Source organism: Streptomyces sp. DSM 120436, from assembly GCF_055778765.1.
In genome coordinates, this window is sequence record NZ_JBSKBS010000002.1 from 263,727 (window position 1) to 277,155 (window position 13,429).

Below are 13,429 nucleotides of genomic sequence, written 5' to 3' on the forward strand. Positions count from 1 at the left end.
GCCGCGGCGTGCTGACCGTGGTCCTGGCGCTCCTCGCGGCGTTGGCGAACGCCGCGGCCTCCGTGCTGCAGCGGCGGGCCGCCGCCGACGAGCCGGAGAGCGGCCAGGGGCCGCGGCAGGCGCTGCGCTGGCTCGGGCGCGTGCTGCGGCGGCCGCACTGGCTGGCGGGCGCGGGGATGCTCGCCCTGTCGACGGTGTTCCAGGCGGCCGCGCTCGGGGTGGGAAGTCTCGCGCTGGTGCAGCCGCTGATGGCGGCCGAGCTGCTGTTCACCCTGGCGGTGGGGAGCCTGGTCTTCCACCGCCGCCCGGATCTGAGAACCTGGCTGGCCTTCGTCGCCCTCGCGGCGGGCCTGTCCCTCTTCCTGACCGCGGCCGCGCCGACGCCCGGGCGGTCCACGGCCGTCCCCGGACACTGGTGGCCGGCGGGATCGGCCCTGCTGGCGGTGGTGGTGTCGCTGGTGGCGGTGTCCCGCACGGTGCGGGGCGCGCCGCGCGCCGCGCTGCTGGGGCTGGCGTCCGCCGTGTCGTTCTCGGCGACCGCCGCACTGCTCAAGGAGGTCACCGGTCTGATCCAGGACGGCCCGGCCGCCGTCCTGTCGACCTGGCCGCTGTACGCCACCGTCCTGGTGGGGGTGGTCGCGTTCCTGCTGCTGCAGGCCGCGTTCCGGGCGGGCACGCTGGCCGCGTCCCAGCCCGCCCTGACCCTCGGCGACGCGCTCACCAGCGTGGCTCTCGGCTGGGCGCTGTTCGGGGAGCAGATCAGCCTCGGCGCGCGGGTGGCGCCGGAGGTGATCGGCATCGCGCTGATGGGCGCGGGCAGCGTCGGCCTGGCACGCGCCCCGTCGGTCGGGGGCGGCTGGGACCGGGCCAGGGCGCGGGACGACCCGGGCCCGGAGGCGCAGCAACGGGTGTCCCACCCGCCGTGAGCCGCCCCGTGATCAGGAGGCCCCGCCATGACCGATCCGCTCCCCCGGACCGCCGCGCGGCGCGCCGCGGCCGCGGGGCTGCCGCTCGCCGCGGCCGCACTGGCGCACATCGGCCCCGCGGCCACCTGGCTGCCCGTGGTCCGCGAACGCCTGTCCCCCCGACTCGCCGGCGTCGGACACCCCCGTCACGTCGCCCTGACCTTCGACGACGGACCCGACCCCGCGTCCACGCCCCGCTTCCTCGACACGCTGGACGGCCTCGGCGTGCGGGCGACCTTCTTCGTCCTCGGCGACGGGGTCGTACGGCATCCGGCGGTGGTGCGGGAGGCGGTGCGGCGGGGGCACGAGGTGGCCGTGCACGGCTGGAGCCACGACCGGCCGTGGCTGCCGGCGCGCGACGCCCGCGCCCTGCGCCGCGCCGTCGAGGCCGTGCGGGACGTCACGGGGCTGACCCCGCTGTGGTACCGGCCGCCGTACGGCGTCCTCACCTCCGGACGCTGGGCCGCCGCCCGCGCGGCGGGGCTGCGTCCGGTGCTGTGGACGGCCTGGGGACGGGACTGGACGGCCTCGGCCACCCCCGCTTCGGTGTGCGCCACGGTCGAGGCGGACCTGCGCGGCGGCGGCACGGTCCTGCTGCACGACACGGACCGCACGGCGGCGCCGGGATGCTGGCGGGCCACGCTGGGCGCGCTGCCCGGCCTGGTGGCCGGGTGCCGCGCCGCGGGTCTGACCGTCGGCCCGCTCGCCGAGCACGGCACGGCGCAGGCGCACGCCACCGCTCCCCCGGCGCCGGGCGGGCGGGACGCCGTCCCGCGCCCGTCGGCGCCCGGCCGGTCGTGGCGCGCGTGAGAGGGCCGTCAGTCCTCCGCGACCACGGTGGTGACGGGCGTGCCGAGCTCCACGGTGCGGCTGACGGTGCACAGGCGGTCGTGGGACGTCCGCACCGCGCGCGGCAGGATCGCGCGGGCCCGCTCGGCGCCGTCCTCGTCCGGGAACGCGACGTGGAAGGTCACCCGCAGGCCGGTCAGGCGGTTGCCCCGCTCGTCACTGATCTTGTCGCCGCTCACCTCCACGGTGAACGCGGCCGGCTCGGCGTGCCGGCTGGTGGCGACGTCGACGTCGGCCGCCGAGCAGCCCCCGATGGCGGCGAGCAGCAGTTCGACGGGGGTGAAGGCGTCACCCCCGTCGGTGCTGAACCGGATGGTCCCGCCCCGCGGGTTGGTGGCGGTGAACCGGCTGCCGCTCGTCCGCTCGACGACGACGGAACGCTTGGACGCTTCGCTCATGCGCCGACAGTAGTCCGCCGCCCGGCGGTCCCGGTGCGCACCGGCCGGTGACGCGTCACCGGAGGGGGGAACGGCATGCGGGAGGGGGTCCCGTCCGGGTCGACGGTCGCGGTGAGCGGCCGGACGAAGGCGAGGGGCGGGTGGCACGGGCGGGGCGGCGCCCTGCCGCCGGGGGCGGTCGCCGTCCCGGGCGGTGAGGCCGGCGTCCGGCATGTCGGCGACCCGCCCGGGCACACGGACGGGGCAAGCGCGACTGACAACCCCTCAGACCGAAGGACTCACCGATGACTTCGACGCACGGGCACCACGGGACGGGCTATCCGCGGCAGGCGGGCACGGGTGAACGGCGCAACGGCTTCGGCATCGCAGCACTGGTCCTGGGCATCGTGGGCGCCCTGCTGTTCTGGACCGCGATCGGCGGCATCGTGCTGGGCCTGCTGGCCGTGGTCTTCGGCGTGCTCGGCTTCCGGCGCGGCAAACGGGGCGTGGCGACGAACGGGACGATGGCCGTCATCGGCGCGGTGCTGGGCGCGCTGGCCCTCGTGGTGTCGTCGGTGCTGCTGGCGCTGGGCGTGGCCGTGATCAACAGCGACGAGTTCAAGGACTACCAGGACTGCGTCGAGCACGCGAACAGCCGGAGCGACCGGCAGGAGTGCGCGCGGGACTTCGACCGGCAGGTCGACGACCGGTAAGGGATCGCGCGATCGGGGTGGGACGCGGCGTGGGTGCCGCGTCCCTGTCGTGGACCGCCCGATCAGGGGTAAAGGAGGTCCACCGAACTGGGACCGCACGCTCTCGCAGGAGGAAACCGACGATGACCGACGACGCCTATGTCGTGCTGTTCGACGACCCCGCCGTGTCGCTGGGGGTGCCGCTCGCCGCCGTGGAGGACGCGGCCTTCCTGGACACTCCTGCCGTGCGGGCGTGGCTGGAGGCTCAGGGGGTCACCGTGACGTCGCCCGGGCTGCGGCTGTTGCCGCCGGAGGAGACCTCGGCCGTTCCGGAGGGCGCCGAGCGGCTGCCCGTCCCCCTCGGCGACGAGGAGCTGAGCCGCGTGCGGCAGCTCAACGCCCCTCACGACGTCGCGCGGGTGGAGGAGGAACTGCTCGCCTACCGCTCGTGCACGGAGGGCCGTGAGGCGCTGCTCGCCCGTGCCGTGGCGGCCGGGGTGCCCGCCCACCGGATCGCGGAGCTGACCGGCGAGGACCTGACGACCGTCAAGGCGCTCGCCCGCTGAGTCCCCGGCACACGCCCGGTCAGGGCCGCGCGGCCGTGCTCCCGGGCATGGCGAGGTGGGCCAGGTCCCCGGGCGGGGGGCTGCTCACCGGCCACAGGGGCGCGGGCGCGCCGTCGGCGACCGCCGCGGGCGCGTCGGTCAGGTTCATCCGCTCGCGCAGCCGCCCGTAGAAGTCCATCGGGCCGAGGCGTACGGCGCGCAGCCTGCGGGGGGCCGCGTACACGCCGATCCAGTCGCCCGGGCCGATGACGCCCCGGACCTGGCCGTCGACGCTGACGGCCGCCCGCCCGGACCGCTCCAGGATCCGCAGTCCGACGGGTTCGTCCGGCGCGGCCATGACCGAGCGGTCGAACGTCATGTGCGGCGCGACCGGCGTGAACACCAGCACCTCCGCGCGCGGCGAGACGACCGGACCGCCGGCGGCGAAGCTGTACGCCGTCGAGCCGGTCGGGGTCGCCACCAGCAGCGCGTCCGCGGAGTACGAGGCGAGCAGGCGGCCGGAGAGGTAGACGCCGGCGGAGACCTGCCGGTCCCGGGCGAGCTTCTCCAGGACCACGTCGTTGAGGGCGGTCACGTCCAGCGGGACGCCCCACTCGCCGCCCGTCTCGCAGTCGGGGCGCACGCTGGTCGGCGGCAGCAGCGGGCCGCGTCCGTACCGCATGAGCGCCTCGATGTCCGCGGGGATCTCCAGGCGCCGGGAGGCGCGCATGGTCAGCAGCATCCGCTCCTCGACCGCCAGGCGGCCCTCGTGGACGGCGTCCAGCGCGGTGCGCACCCCGGTCATCGGCACCTCCGTCAGGAAGCCCACCCTGCCGAGGTCGACGCCGAGGACCAGGGCGTCCGCGGCGGCGGCCAGCCGGGCGCCGCGCAGGAACGTGCCGTCGCCGCCGAGGGTGACGACCAGGTCGGGGTCGCCCGCGGCGGCCACCTCCTGGCGGGCGCTGCGCCGGCCGCCGTCGGCCCACACGTCGACGTCCTCGCAAGCGACGCCGTGCTCCTCGCACCAGTCACGGACCGTGCCGGCGGCCTCGACCGCCTCGGGGCGTCCGCCGTGCACGACCAGGCCGACCCGGTTCACCGTCATCTCCGCCTCCCGGCTGCCGTCCGCCCCGTCGCGCCAGGCGTCACCCGCCCGGTCCCGCGACGTCCTTCCATCCTGGCCGCGCGGCGGGTGCGCCGCACCGGGAGGCGGCCGCCGGGCGGCGCGGGGAACACGCCGACGGCCCGGCACCGCGGAGTGCGGTGCCGGGCCGTGCGGACGTCGTGGGGGGCCTGCGGCTCGTCAGCCCTGGCGGGCCTTGGAGCGCGGGTCCTTCTTGTTGATCACGAAGGTCACGCCCCGGCGGCGCACCACCTGGGCGCCGGGCCCGGCCTTCAGCGAGCGCAGGGACTTGCGTACCTTCATCACGTACTCCTGTGGGGGCCCGGGGTGCCCGGGAAAGGGCCGGGTCCCGGTCAGCGGCGGGCCGGAGCGGTGCCGTGGCGCCGCTCGAAGCGCTCCACGCGTCCCGCGGTGTCGAGGACGCGCGCGGTGCCGGTGCGGAACGGGTGGCTCGCCGACGAGATCTCGGCGTCGACGACCGGACGGGTCGTGCCGTCCTCCCCCTCGGCCGTCCCGTCGGAGTCGGGGGTGGAGCGGGTCAGGAACGGGAACCCTGCCGCGCGGTCGCGGAAGACGACCGGGCGGGAGGCGGGGCGGATGCCGTGCCCCACGGGTGTCCTTTCCCGCGGCCTCCGCCGCCGGAAGCGGCGGAGACGGGGTGGGTCAGCGTTCCTCGCGGAAGAGGACGTGCTGTCCGGCGACCGCGTCGTACTTCCGCAGGACCAGGCGGTCCGGGTCGTTCAGACGGTTCTTGCGCGTCACGTAGGTGACGCCCGTGCCGGCCGTGGACTTCAGTTTGACGAGGGGGCGTGCCGTGCTGCGTGCCATGAGGTGCTCCTTCCGCCGTCACCGCCCGAGTCGAATGACTCGCGCATGTCAGGCAGCAGGTGTAACAGCGGCCTCCGGTCACCTATTCCGCCACCCGCGCCGGTGTCGTCCGGCTCGGTCCGGTGACCTTCGGGACGGGCGGGCGGCCTGCCCTCGACGTGCCCCTCCGCGGAGGGCCCCGACGGCGCCGCACCGGGCTTCGAGAACCGGGGTCCCCGGCCCGGGCGGCGCGTGGTGCTCCTCGCCGGCGTCCGCGTCAGAACTTCGGGGACGGCGCCTGCGCCTGCACGATCTCCGCGGCCTCCTCCTCGGTCTGCACCGAGGGCGGAGACCCCTCCAGGGGCTGCTGCGCCGTCTCCTTCATGCAGGCCACCGCGATCACACCGACCAGGGCGGCCGCCATCGCGTAGTACGCGGGCATCATGTCCGAGCCGGTCACGCCGATCAGCGCGGTGATCACCAGCGGGGTGGTGCCGCCGAACAGCGAGGCCGACAGGTTGTAGCCGACCGACAGGGAGCCGTAGCGCACGGGCGTCGGGAACATGGCGGGCAGCGCGGCCGACATGGTGCCGAGCAGGCAGACCAGGGACAGGCCGAGCATCAGCATGCCGGCCGACACCGCGAGCAGGCTGCCCTCCTGCACGAGCAGGAACGCCGGCGCGGACAGGAACAGGAAGCCCAGCATGCCGGCCATCAGCAGCGGCTTGCGCCCGAAGCGGTCGTTGAGCCGGCCGACCTGGTTGATGATCAGCATCAGCAGCACCATGGTGGCGACCAGGATCAGCAGTCCGTGCGACTCGGAGTAGCCCAGCTCGTCGGACAGGTACGTCGGCATGTACGACAGCAGCATGTAGTCGGTGATGTTGTACGCGCCGACCAGGGTGATGCACAGCACCAGGACCCGCCAGTGCTGCCGGAAGATCTTGGCGAGGTCGCCGCGGGCGGTGGTCTCCACCTGGTTCGCGGCGTCGGAGACGTGGACGTTGCCCTCCCCCAGCTTGAGGTAGGCGGGGGTGTCGTCCAGCTTCAGCCGCAGGTAGATGCCGACGATGCCGAGCGGACCGGCGATCAGGAAGGGGATGCGCCAGCCCCAGGCGTCCATGGTGTCGGAGCCGAGCCAGGCGGTGAGCCCCACGACCAGAGTCGCCGCGCCGGTGTAGCCGGCCAGCGTGCCCAGTTCCAGGAAGCTGCCGAAGTAACCGCGCCGCCGGTCGGGGGCGTACTCGGCGATGAAGGTGGAGGCGCCGCCGTACTCGCCGCCGGTGGAGAAGCCCTGGAGCAGCCGGAAGAGGATCAGCAGCAGCGGGGCCCAGAAGCCGACCGCCGCGTACGTCGGCAGCATGCCGATCGCGGCCGTGCCGATCGCCATCAGGATCATCGTCAGGGCGAGGACCTTCTTGCGGCCGATCTTGTCGCCCATCGGTCCGAAGACCATGCCGCCCAGCGGGCGCACCAGGAAGGCCACCGCGAAGGTGGCGAAGGAGGACAGCAGCTGCGCCGTCTCGTTCCCCGAGGGGAAGAAGACCCTGCCGATGGTGCCGGCCAGGTACGCGTAGATCCCGAAGTCGAACCATTCCATGGCGTTGCCGAGCGAGGCGGCCTTCACCGCGCGCTTGACCGCCCGCTCGTCCGTCACCGTGATGTCCGACCGCCGCAGCGGCGGATTCCGCCGACGACGGATGGCACGGAACAGCGTCGGATGGCGCCTGGCCGCCTCGGGGGACGGAGTCGGGCCGTTGTCGGTGGGGGACGTGGCTTCTTTCCTTTCCGGGACATAGCGGTGCAACGGGAACGTATCAGCGTTCCCGCGCAGGCGCCGTGGGGGGGCGCCCGTCGGAGTCGTCGCGGCCGCCGGGCCGGTACGCGTCCGGCCGGAGCCACGGGCCCGTGTTCCCGGCGCCCTCACCTGTATGCCTCCGCTGCGCTGGTCGCACGGGCGGAGCGGTGGTGCGGTGGGAGGTCAGGGGGGCAAGCGTGTCCGGTGCGGGGAGGCGCCGGGCGACCGTCCGTCCCACAGGAGGCACACGTGACCACCCCTCGTCCGCTCACCCGGCCGGTCCGCGCCCTGGCCACCGCCCTGGCCGTCGGCACGCTGTTCGCCGCGGCGGCCTGTTCCGGTTCGGACGGCAGCGTGTCGCCCGGGGCGGACACCTCGTCCACGGCCGCCGAGCGGGGCCTCGCCGCGCAGACCACGTCGCCCGCGGCCTCCACGCCCGCCGGCGAATCGCCCTCCGGTTCGGCGTCACCGTCGGACCTCGGCGAGGAGGGCGCCCGGAACGCGCTGATCACCCCGGCGGACCTGGAGGACGACTGGACGCAGGTGCGGGACCCGCGCGAGTGGCGGGACTCGCTGCTGGTGGGCAGCGTCGACGTGGCCGCGTTCGTCGACGGCACGAGCGGCACGGCGGACTGCCGGCGGCTGGTCGACGCGCTGTTCGACGAGACGCTGCTGGGCACACCCACCGGCGCCTCCGCGCTCACCGGCTTCCAGGAGGGCGACTCGCGGCTGCTGTACCAGGTCGCCGCGTACGACAAGGCGGAGCTGGACGACTCCCTGCAGTGGCTGAGCCGGCTGCCCGACACCTGTGACCAGTTCACGCTGACCGGCGGCGACGCCGGGGAGCGCACGGTCCAGGTCATCGAGACGTCGCTGCCGCAGGTCGGCGACGCCCGGCAGGGGCTGACCGTGACGGTGAAGGGCGAGAGCAACGGCGTCCCCGCCACCCTGAGCCTGGACGTCGCCGCCGTGCGGATCGGCGCGGACGCGATCACGGTCACCAACGGCGGGCTGGAGGGCGCCGACCACGACACCACGTCGGCCGCGGTGGAGCAGGGCACGCAGCGGCTGCAGGAAGTGCTCGCGGGGCGCACGCCGTCGCCGACGCCGAGCGGGATCGACTGACCGGGGTGGCCGGGTGACGGGTCCGGCGGCTCCCTCGGGCGGCGGGCCCGACGGTGGGGGCACGCCCGGCGGTGGCGGTGGGTCCGGGGCCGGCGACGGTGTGGGACCGGCGACGGTGTGGGACTGCCGGGATCAGCGGCCGGTGGATGATGCCGTGCCCCCTGCCGCTGCCGCGAGGAGCCGGTCCGCGGGGAGGGCGGGGACGGTGCGTCCGGCGTAGCCCGTGGTCGTGGTGGCGGCGAGGAGGGAGTTGAGGACCGCCTCCTCCACCGCGTCGAGGACCGCCTCGAAGAGGGGGCTCAGGTCGGCGTCGGCGAGCGGGGGCGCGGCGCCGGACCGGGTGGTGGTGAAGGCCACGGCGTAGTCACCGCTGCCGTGACTGTAGGCCGCGCCCGTGCGGGCGAGGGCGAAGACGGCGCGGCGTGCGACGCGGGTGAGCTGCCGGGCGTCGAGCGGGGCGTCCGTGACGACCACGATCATGCAGGACCCGGTCTCCGCGGGCGGCCCGGCGTCCTCCAGCCCCGGCGAGCGGGGCGTGACGGTCCGTCCGAGGACGCGCAGGGCGCCGCCGAAGTTGGCCTGCACGAGGGCGCCCACGGTGACACGGCGGCCCCTCACCTCCGGTGTGCGGGAGGACGTCCCGACACCGGCCTTGAACCCGAGAGCGACGGTGCCGGTCCCCGCGCCGACACACCCTTCGGCGACCGTCCCCGCCGACGCCCCGTCCAACGCGGCGCGGACGTGCTCCTCGCGCACGGGCCGGCGGCGGATGTCGGACAGGAAACCGTCGTTGCACTCCCCCACGACGGGGTTGAGGCTCACCACGTCCTCGCATCCGGGCTGTTCGAGCATCCACCCGACGAGGGCATCGGCGGCCCGGAACGCGGACAACGTGGAGGTGAGCAGCACGGGAGTCTCCAGCTCGCCGAGTTCGGCGAGCTGGGTGGTGCCCATGAGCTTGCCGTACCCGTTGCCGGTGAACACGCCGGCGGGGAGCGGGGCTCCGGGACGTACGCCGTCGGGGACGACGGCGGTGACGCCGCTGTGCACGTCGGGGCGGGGCCGGAGGGTGGTGTGTCCGACGCGGACTCCCGGCACGTCGGTGAGGGCGTCGAGCGGTCCGGTGGGGGTGGGTCCGATGACGATGCCCAGGTCACGGGCGCGGGGGCGGGGGCCGGGGGCGGGGGCGGGGGCGGGGGACGGTGGGGTCATGGGGCGGGACCTTACACAGCGTCCTCCGTAGGGCCGCCGGCGAGCCGCGTGGTCACAGCCAGGGCGCCCCTCCTGGCCGCCCGTGACCTCGCGTGAGATCCGGCGTCAGCAGTCATGCGCCGGCGGCGGCTCCCGCTGCGCGCCGTGGCGGCAGGGCCGTCGCGGCGGCCGGCGCGGCCTGCTCGGACCGGGGCACGGAGGGTCTCGGCCCGCCGGCGGAACGGTTCACGAAAGGGCTCCTCATAAGCGTGTGGGGGGATGGCGGGGCGTCAGTCGTCGAGCAACGCGCGCAGGTGCGGGGCACCCGGAACGACGTTCCCCTCAGGGCGTCCCCTCCCCCTCGCTCGCCAGCGCCCGCGCCAACGGCAGGCGGGACAGCGCCAGCACGCCGGCCACGATCAGGGCGGCGCCCAGGAGCTGTGGGACCAGCCACCATCCCGTGCGGACGTACTCCGCGTAGACCGTGATGCCGAGGGCCAGGCTCACGCACGCGTCCCCCAGCGTGAGGGCCGGCTGGGAGGCGACCAGGGGGCCGGACTGCATCGCGTTCTCGAGGAGGAACAGCGCGCAGACCCCGAACAGGGCGAAGCCGTACGTCTGCCAGGTGGTGAGGAAGGCGGTGACGCCTCCGTCGTCGAGGGTGTGCATCGACGTCTTCATCAGCGCGGCCGTCATGGCGTACGAGACCGCCGCGGCCAGTCCGAAGCAGGCGGCGCGTGCGCGGCCCTCAGGGCGGCCGAGAGCGACGACGACGAGGGCGGCGACGACGGCGACGCACACGGCGAGGGCCGGGATCCAGTGGGTCATCGGCACCTGGGTGCGGTTCCCGGCGGGCGACGCGGCGAACAGCAGGACGGCGAGCCCCGCCACCACCGTGCAGACGGCCAGCCAGCCGGTGCGGGACAGCCGCCCCTGGAGCAGTGCCGTGGCGATGACGAGGGCGAGCGGGAGTTCCAGGACGAACAGGGGCTGCACGACGGTGATCGGTCCGGTCGCGAGCGCCACGGCCTGGCAGACGCCGGCGGTGATCACGGCCGCGAAGCCGGCCAGCCAGACGGGGCGGTGCAGCAGGTCGAGGACGAGTCCGACGCGCAGGCCGTCGGACTTGGGCACGGTCAGGGCGGCCTTGCGCTGGAGCACGGTCGCGAGGGCGTTGCTGAGCGCGGCGCCCAGCGCGAACAGGACCGGCACCCACATGTCCAGCCTCCGCGACGACGAGTCGGCCCGCCCCCGGTCCCTGCCATGGTGACCGCCCGGCGGGCGGCGCGCGAACGCGGGCGCCGGGGCGGCCCGCCCGTTTCACCCGGCGGGGCCCGCCGGGCTCGGCTCCCCGCGGCGCGGGGCGACCCAGCGGTCGTACGCCTCCCGGGCGTCCGGAACGAACGCCGTGTTCCGTACCAGCTCCGCGAGCTGCGGCTCCGTCAGCCAGTCGTGCCACGCGATCTCGTGCGGGTCGGGGGCGACGGGCCCGGTCACCACCGTCTCGTGCAGCCCGAGCCAGTACGGGCTGATCACGCCCGCGCACCGGAACGTGAGGACGAGGCGGGGGCGGGCCCGCACGCCCAGTTCCTCCGTCAGTTCCCGTGCGGCGGCCTCCTCGTAGGTCTCGCCCGGCTCCACCGCTCCCCCGAGCATCCAGTTGACGCCGCCCGGGAAGCGGGACACTCCGGGCGGTCGGCGGTGCACCAGGATCCTCCCCCGCGTGTCCCGGCAGACGACCGTCGCGACGCGGTGCAGCCACCGCCTGCGTATCGCCTCGTCTCTCCTGACGAGGCCGATCACCCGATCGTCGTCGTCCACCCGTTCGACCAGTTCCGCCATGACCACATCATGCCCGCAGCGGCACGGCCCCGTCAGTCGCGGGCGGCGGTCCAGGCGTCCGGGCCGCCGCCGCGCCACTCGACGAGCGGGGACCGCCGCATCCAGTCGTCGTCGACGTCCTCCATCCCGGCCAGCCGCAGGAACTCCACGACGTCCAGCAGGGTGTAGGCCATGCCCAGGAAGCGCGGGCCGGCCCGGACCCGGCGGCCGCCGTCGCCGGCGGGCGGATAGATCACGATGGGACGGTCGCTCGCCATGGATCCAGCGTGCACGGGGCGGCAGGGGCGCGCATGCGGCGCGGACCCTCCGCGACACCGGGGTCAGCCGCTCGCCAGGCGCGGCCGGGGGGCGGGCTGATCGGGGAAGGAGCGGTCGCCGAAGAGGATCCGGGCCGCCGCCGCCCGGCCGGGCGGGGTGCGCAACAGGGTGAACGCCGCGGCGGTCGCGGCGGGCGTCCGGATGTGCGCGAGTCCGGTGCGCAGTGCCAGCCGGCCGCGGAAACGGGACCGCAGGGTGGCGCCGCTGTAGTGGGTCAGTGCGTGCGGGGCGCCGGTCCGCAGGGCGTCGTCGAGGACCTGGGCGGCCAGGTCGGACAGGCGCAGGCAGGGGTCGAGGCCGCCGGCGGTGAGCGGGGACACCGCGCCGGCCGCGTCCCCGACGAGCAGTCCGTCCGCGCAGCCGATCCGGCGCAGCACCCCGCCGACGGGTATCGGCCCGCCGCGCCGCTCCACCGCCTCGGGGCGCCGTACGCCCCCGAGCCCGGGTGCGCGGGCGCTGAAGCGTTCCATGGCCCGGCGCAGTCCGCCGGGGAAGCGGTCGGCGTACCCGGCGACGCCGACGTGGGCGTGCTCGCCGTCGTCGACCGCCCACGCCAGGTATCCGGGGGCGATCCGGGGGTCGAGGACGCAGTGGAAGGTGGGCGGTCCGCCGTCCGGGGTCACCGGGAAGACCTCCTCGGCCCCGACCAGGAGGCGGCGGTTGCGGTCGAGGCCGAGGTCGCGGGCGACGCTCGACCGGGCGCCGTCCGCGCCGACGACGTACCGGGCGCGGACCCGGAAGGGCCCCTCGCGGCCGGTCAGGTGGTACGCGCCGTCGTGCCGGCCGGCGTAGCGGGTGCCCAGTGCGAGGCGTACGCCCGCGTCGACGGCGACGGCGGCCGACGTCTCGTACAGCCCGGCCATGTCGCCGACGCGGAACTCGTCCCGGTCGCTGACCAGGGCGACGGGGCGGCTCAGACTCGGTGGGTAGAGCAGCATGCGCCGGATCGGCGGGCCCAGGTGCCGCTCGGGCAGCGGGAAGTCGTCGAGCGTCTTGCGCACGAAGATCCCGGTGGTGCGGATCGCGCCGGCCAGGGTGGTGCGCCGGTCCACCAGGAGTACGTCGTGTCCCTGCCGGGCGAGCCGCGTGGCGACGTGCAGCCCGGCCAGTCCGGCCCCCACGACCAGGACGTCGGCACGGGTCGTGCCCCCGGACGGCGGACGGGCGGCGGGCGCGGGCGCGAGGGCACGGGCGGGTGAGGGCATCGGGCACTCCAGGGCACGGGACAGGGGGCACGGGACAGAGGGCGCGGGACGAAGGCAGAGGACACGGGGCGCGTGGGTCACGGGACACCCACCGCGTACCGATCGAATGACGATGGGAAACTATCGAAATTCGATAGGTGCGGCAAGTGCGTGTCCCGTCCGCGCTGGGCCGACAGGGTGGCTCCGGCCCGTATCGGGCACCCGTCCCGCGAGGGCGCCGGCCCTCCTGGGCCGAGCGGCGCCTTCCCGAGCGAGCAAGGAGTACGGCATGTCCACGGACTCGGTCGAGCGTTTCCTCACGGCCCTGGACCCGGAGCACCGGGAGGCCGTCAGCGCGAAACCCCACGAGGAGCAGCAGCGGCTCGCCGACGCCTGGGAGCGGGAGCTGGCGGGCGACACGGAGCTGGGCACGCTGGACGAACTCTCCCCGCCGGCCGCGGAGGCCGAGGCGGCCCGCCGTGTCCTCCGCCTCGAGACGGGTTAGCGGTCCGCCCCCACGATCCGGGGTCGCTCGGTCCCGGGGTCCGCTCGGTCCCGGGGTCCGCTCGAGCGCCGACGCGGAGCACCCGCAGGGTCCGGCCGGCCCGGCCGA

General features: G+C 75.5%; 17 protein-coding genes. 6 read left to right on the forward strand and 11 right to left on the reverse strand.

The window, feature by feature from the left end; translation table 11 throughout:
• The first annotated feature begins 8 nt into the window (after nt 1-8).
• Nucleotides 9-926: a DMT family transporter gene (locus tag ACWH4W_RS23010; RefSeq protein ID WP_473077753.1), complete on the forward strand. Its 918-nt coding sequence runs from the start codon at nt 9-11 to the stop codon at nt 924-926.
• A gap of 27 nt (nt 927-953) precedes the next feature.
• Complete coding sequence (locus ACWH4W_RS23015) at nt 954-1,775, forward strand: polysaccharide deacetylase family protein (protein ID WP_473077754.1); 822 nt, start codon at nt 954-956, stop codon at nt 1,773-1,775.
• Nucleotides 1,776-1,783: 8 nt separating this feature from the next.
• On the opposite strand, the gene ACWH4W_RS23020 is transcribed toward ACWH4W_RS23015, so the two are convergent.
• Complete coding sequence (locus tag ACWH4W_RS23020) at nt 1,784-2,212, reverse strand: OsmC family protein (RefSeq protein WP_473077755.1); 429 nt, start codon at nt 2,210-2,212, stop codon at nt 1,784-1,786.
• 284 nt (nt 2,213-2,496) lie between these two features.
• Between ACWH4W_RS23020 and ACWH4W_RS23025 the strand changes: the two genes are divergently transcribed.
• Together ACWH4W_RS23025 and ACWH4W_RS23030 are read left to right on the forward strand one after the other, a co-directional pair.
• Complete coding sequence (locus ACWH4W_RS23025) at nt 2,497-2,904, forward strand: DUF4190 domain-containing protein (RefSeq protein ID WP_473077756.1); 408 nt, start codon at nt 2,497-2,499, stop codon at nt 2,902-2,904.
• A gap of 122 nt (nt 2,905-3,026) precedes the next feature.
• Nucleotides 3,027-3,449 carry a DUF6003 family protein gene (locus tag ACWH4W_RS23030; protein WP_473077757.1) on the forward strand — a complete coding sequence of 141 codons (423 nt, stop codon included), beginning with the start codon at nt 3,027-3,029 and terminating at the stop codon, nt 3,447-3,449.
• Nucleotides 3,450-3,468: 19 nt separating this feature from the next.
• Here ACWH4W_RS23030 and ACWH4W_RS23035 read toward each other — a convergent pair whose 3' ends face one another.
• The 5 genes from ACWH4W_RS23035 to ACWH4W_RS23055 form a co-directional block, all read right to left on the reverse strand.
• Complete coding sequence (locus ACWH4W_RS23035) at nt 3,469-4,533, reverse strand: NAD(+)/NADH kinase (protein ID WP_473077758.1); 1,065 nt, start codon at nt 4,531-4,533, stop codon at nt 3,469-3,471.
• A 198-nt stretch (nt 4,534-4,731) separates the two neighbouring features.
• Nucleotides 4,732-4,854, reverse strand: a complete 123-nt coding sequence (locus ACWH4W_RS23040; RefSeq protein WP_473077759.1) for a ribosomal protein bL36 — start codon at nt 4,852-4,854, stop codon at nt 4,732-4,734.
• Nucleotides 4,855-4,904: 50 nt separating this feature from the next.
• Nucleotides 4,905-5,162: a type B 50S ribosomal protein L31 gene (locus ACWH4W_RS23045; protein WP_473077760.1), complete on the reverse strand. Its 258-nt coding sequence runs from the start codon at nt 5,160-5,162 to the stop codon at nt 4,905-4,907.
• A gap of 52 nt (nt 5,163-5,214) precedes the next feature.
• Complete coding sequence (rpmG, locus tag ACWH4W_RS23050) at nt 5,215-5,379, reverse strand: 50S ribosomal protein L33 (protein ID WP_290009300.1); 165 nt, start codon at nt 5,377-5,379, stop codon at nt 5,215-5,217.
• 256 nt (nt 5,380-5,635) lie between these two features.
• Nucleotides 5,636-7,165, reverse strand: coding sequence for an MFS transporter (locus ACWH4W_RS23055; protein ID WP_473077761.1), 1,530 nt, complete (start codon nt 7,163-7,165; stop codon nt 5,636-5,638).
• A gap of 240 nt (nt 7,166-7,405) precedes the next feature.
• On the opposite strand from ACWH4W_RS23055, the gene ACWH4W_RS23060 reads away from it, so the two are divergent.
• Entirely contained in the window at nt 7,406-8,281 is an 876-nt protein-coding gene (locus ACWH4W_RS23060; RefSeq protein ID WP_473077762.1) for a hypothetical protein, read from the forward strand.
• A 132-nt stretch (nt 8,282-8,413) separates the two neighbouring features.
• Here the strand turns inward: ACWH4W_RS23060 and ACWH4W_RS23065 are convergent, their stop codons facing one another.
• The 5 genes from ACWH4W_RS23065 to ACWH4W_RS23085 form a co-directional block, all read right to left on the reverse strand.
• Nucleotides 8,414-9,493, reverse strand: a complete 1,080-nt coding sequence (locus ACWH4W_RS23065; RefSeq protein WP_473077763.1) for a P1 family peptidase — start codon at nt 9,491-9,493, stop codon at nt 8,414-8,416.
• Between the two features lie 321 nt (nt 9,494-9,814).
• Nucleotides 9,815-10,690 (reverse strand): DMT family transporter, encoded by an 876-nt coding sequence (locus ACWH4W_RS23070; protein ID WP_473077764.1) that lies wholly within the window; start codon nt 10,688-10,690, stop codon nt 9,815-9,817.
• A 102-nt stretch (nt 10,691-10,792) separates the two neighbouring features.
• Nucleotides 10,793-11,314, reverse strand: a complete 522-nt coding sequence (locus tag ACWH4W_RS23075; protein WP_473077765.1) for an NUDIX hydrolase — start codon at nt 11,312-11,314, stop codon at nt 10,793-10,795.
• 32 nt (nt 11,315-11,346) lie between these two features.
• Entirely contained in the window at nt 11,347-11,571 is a 225-nt protein-coding gene (locus ACWH4W_RS23080; RefSeq protein WP_473077766.1) for a hypothetical protein, read from the reverse strand.
• A gap of 63 nt (nt 11,572-11,634) precedes the next feature.
• Nucleotides 11,635-12,837 (reverse strand): FAD-dependent oxidoreductase, encoded by a 1,203-nt coding sequence (locus ACWH4W_RS23085; RefSeq protein WP_473077767.1) that lies wholly within the window; start codon nt 12,835-12,837, stop codon nt 11,635-11,637.
• 268 nt (nt 12,838-13,105) lie between these two features.
• Here ACWH4W_RS23085 and ACWH4W_RS23090 point away from each other — a divergent pair, with 268 nt between their 5' ends.
• Nucleotides 13,106-13,321 (forward strand): hypothetical protein, encoded by a 216-nt coding sequence (locus tag ACWH4W_RS23090; RefSeq protein WP_473077768.1) that lies wholly within the window; start codon nt 13,106-13,108, stop codon nt 13,319-13,321.
• The last annotated feature ends 108 nt before the right edge of the window (nt 13,322-13,429 follow it).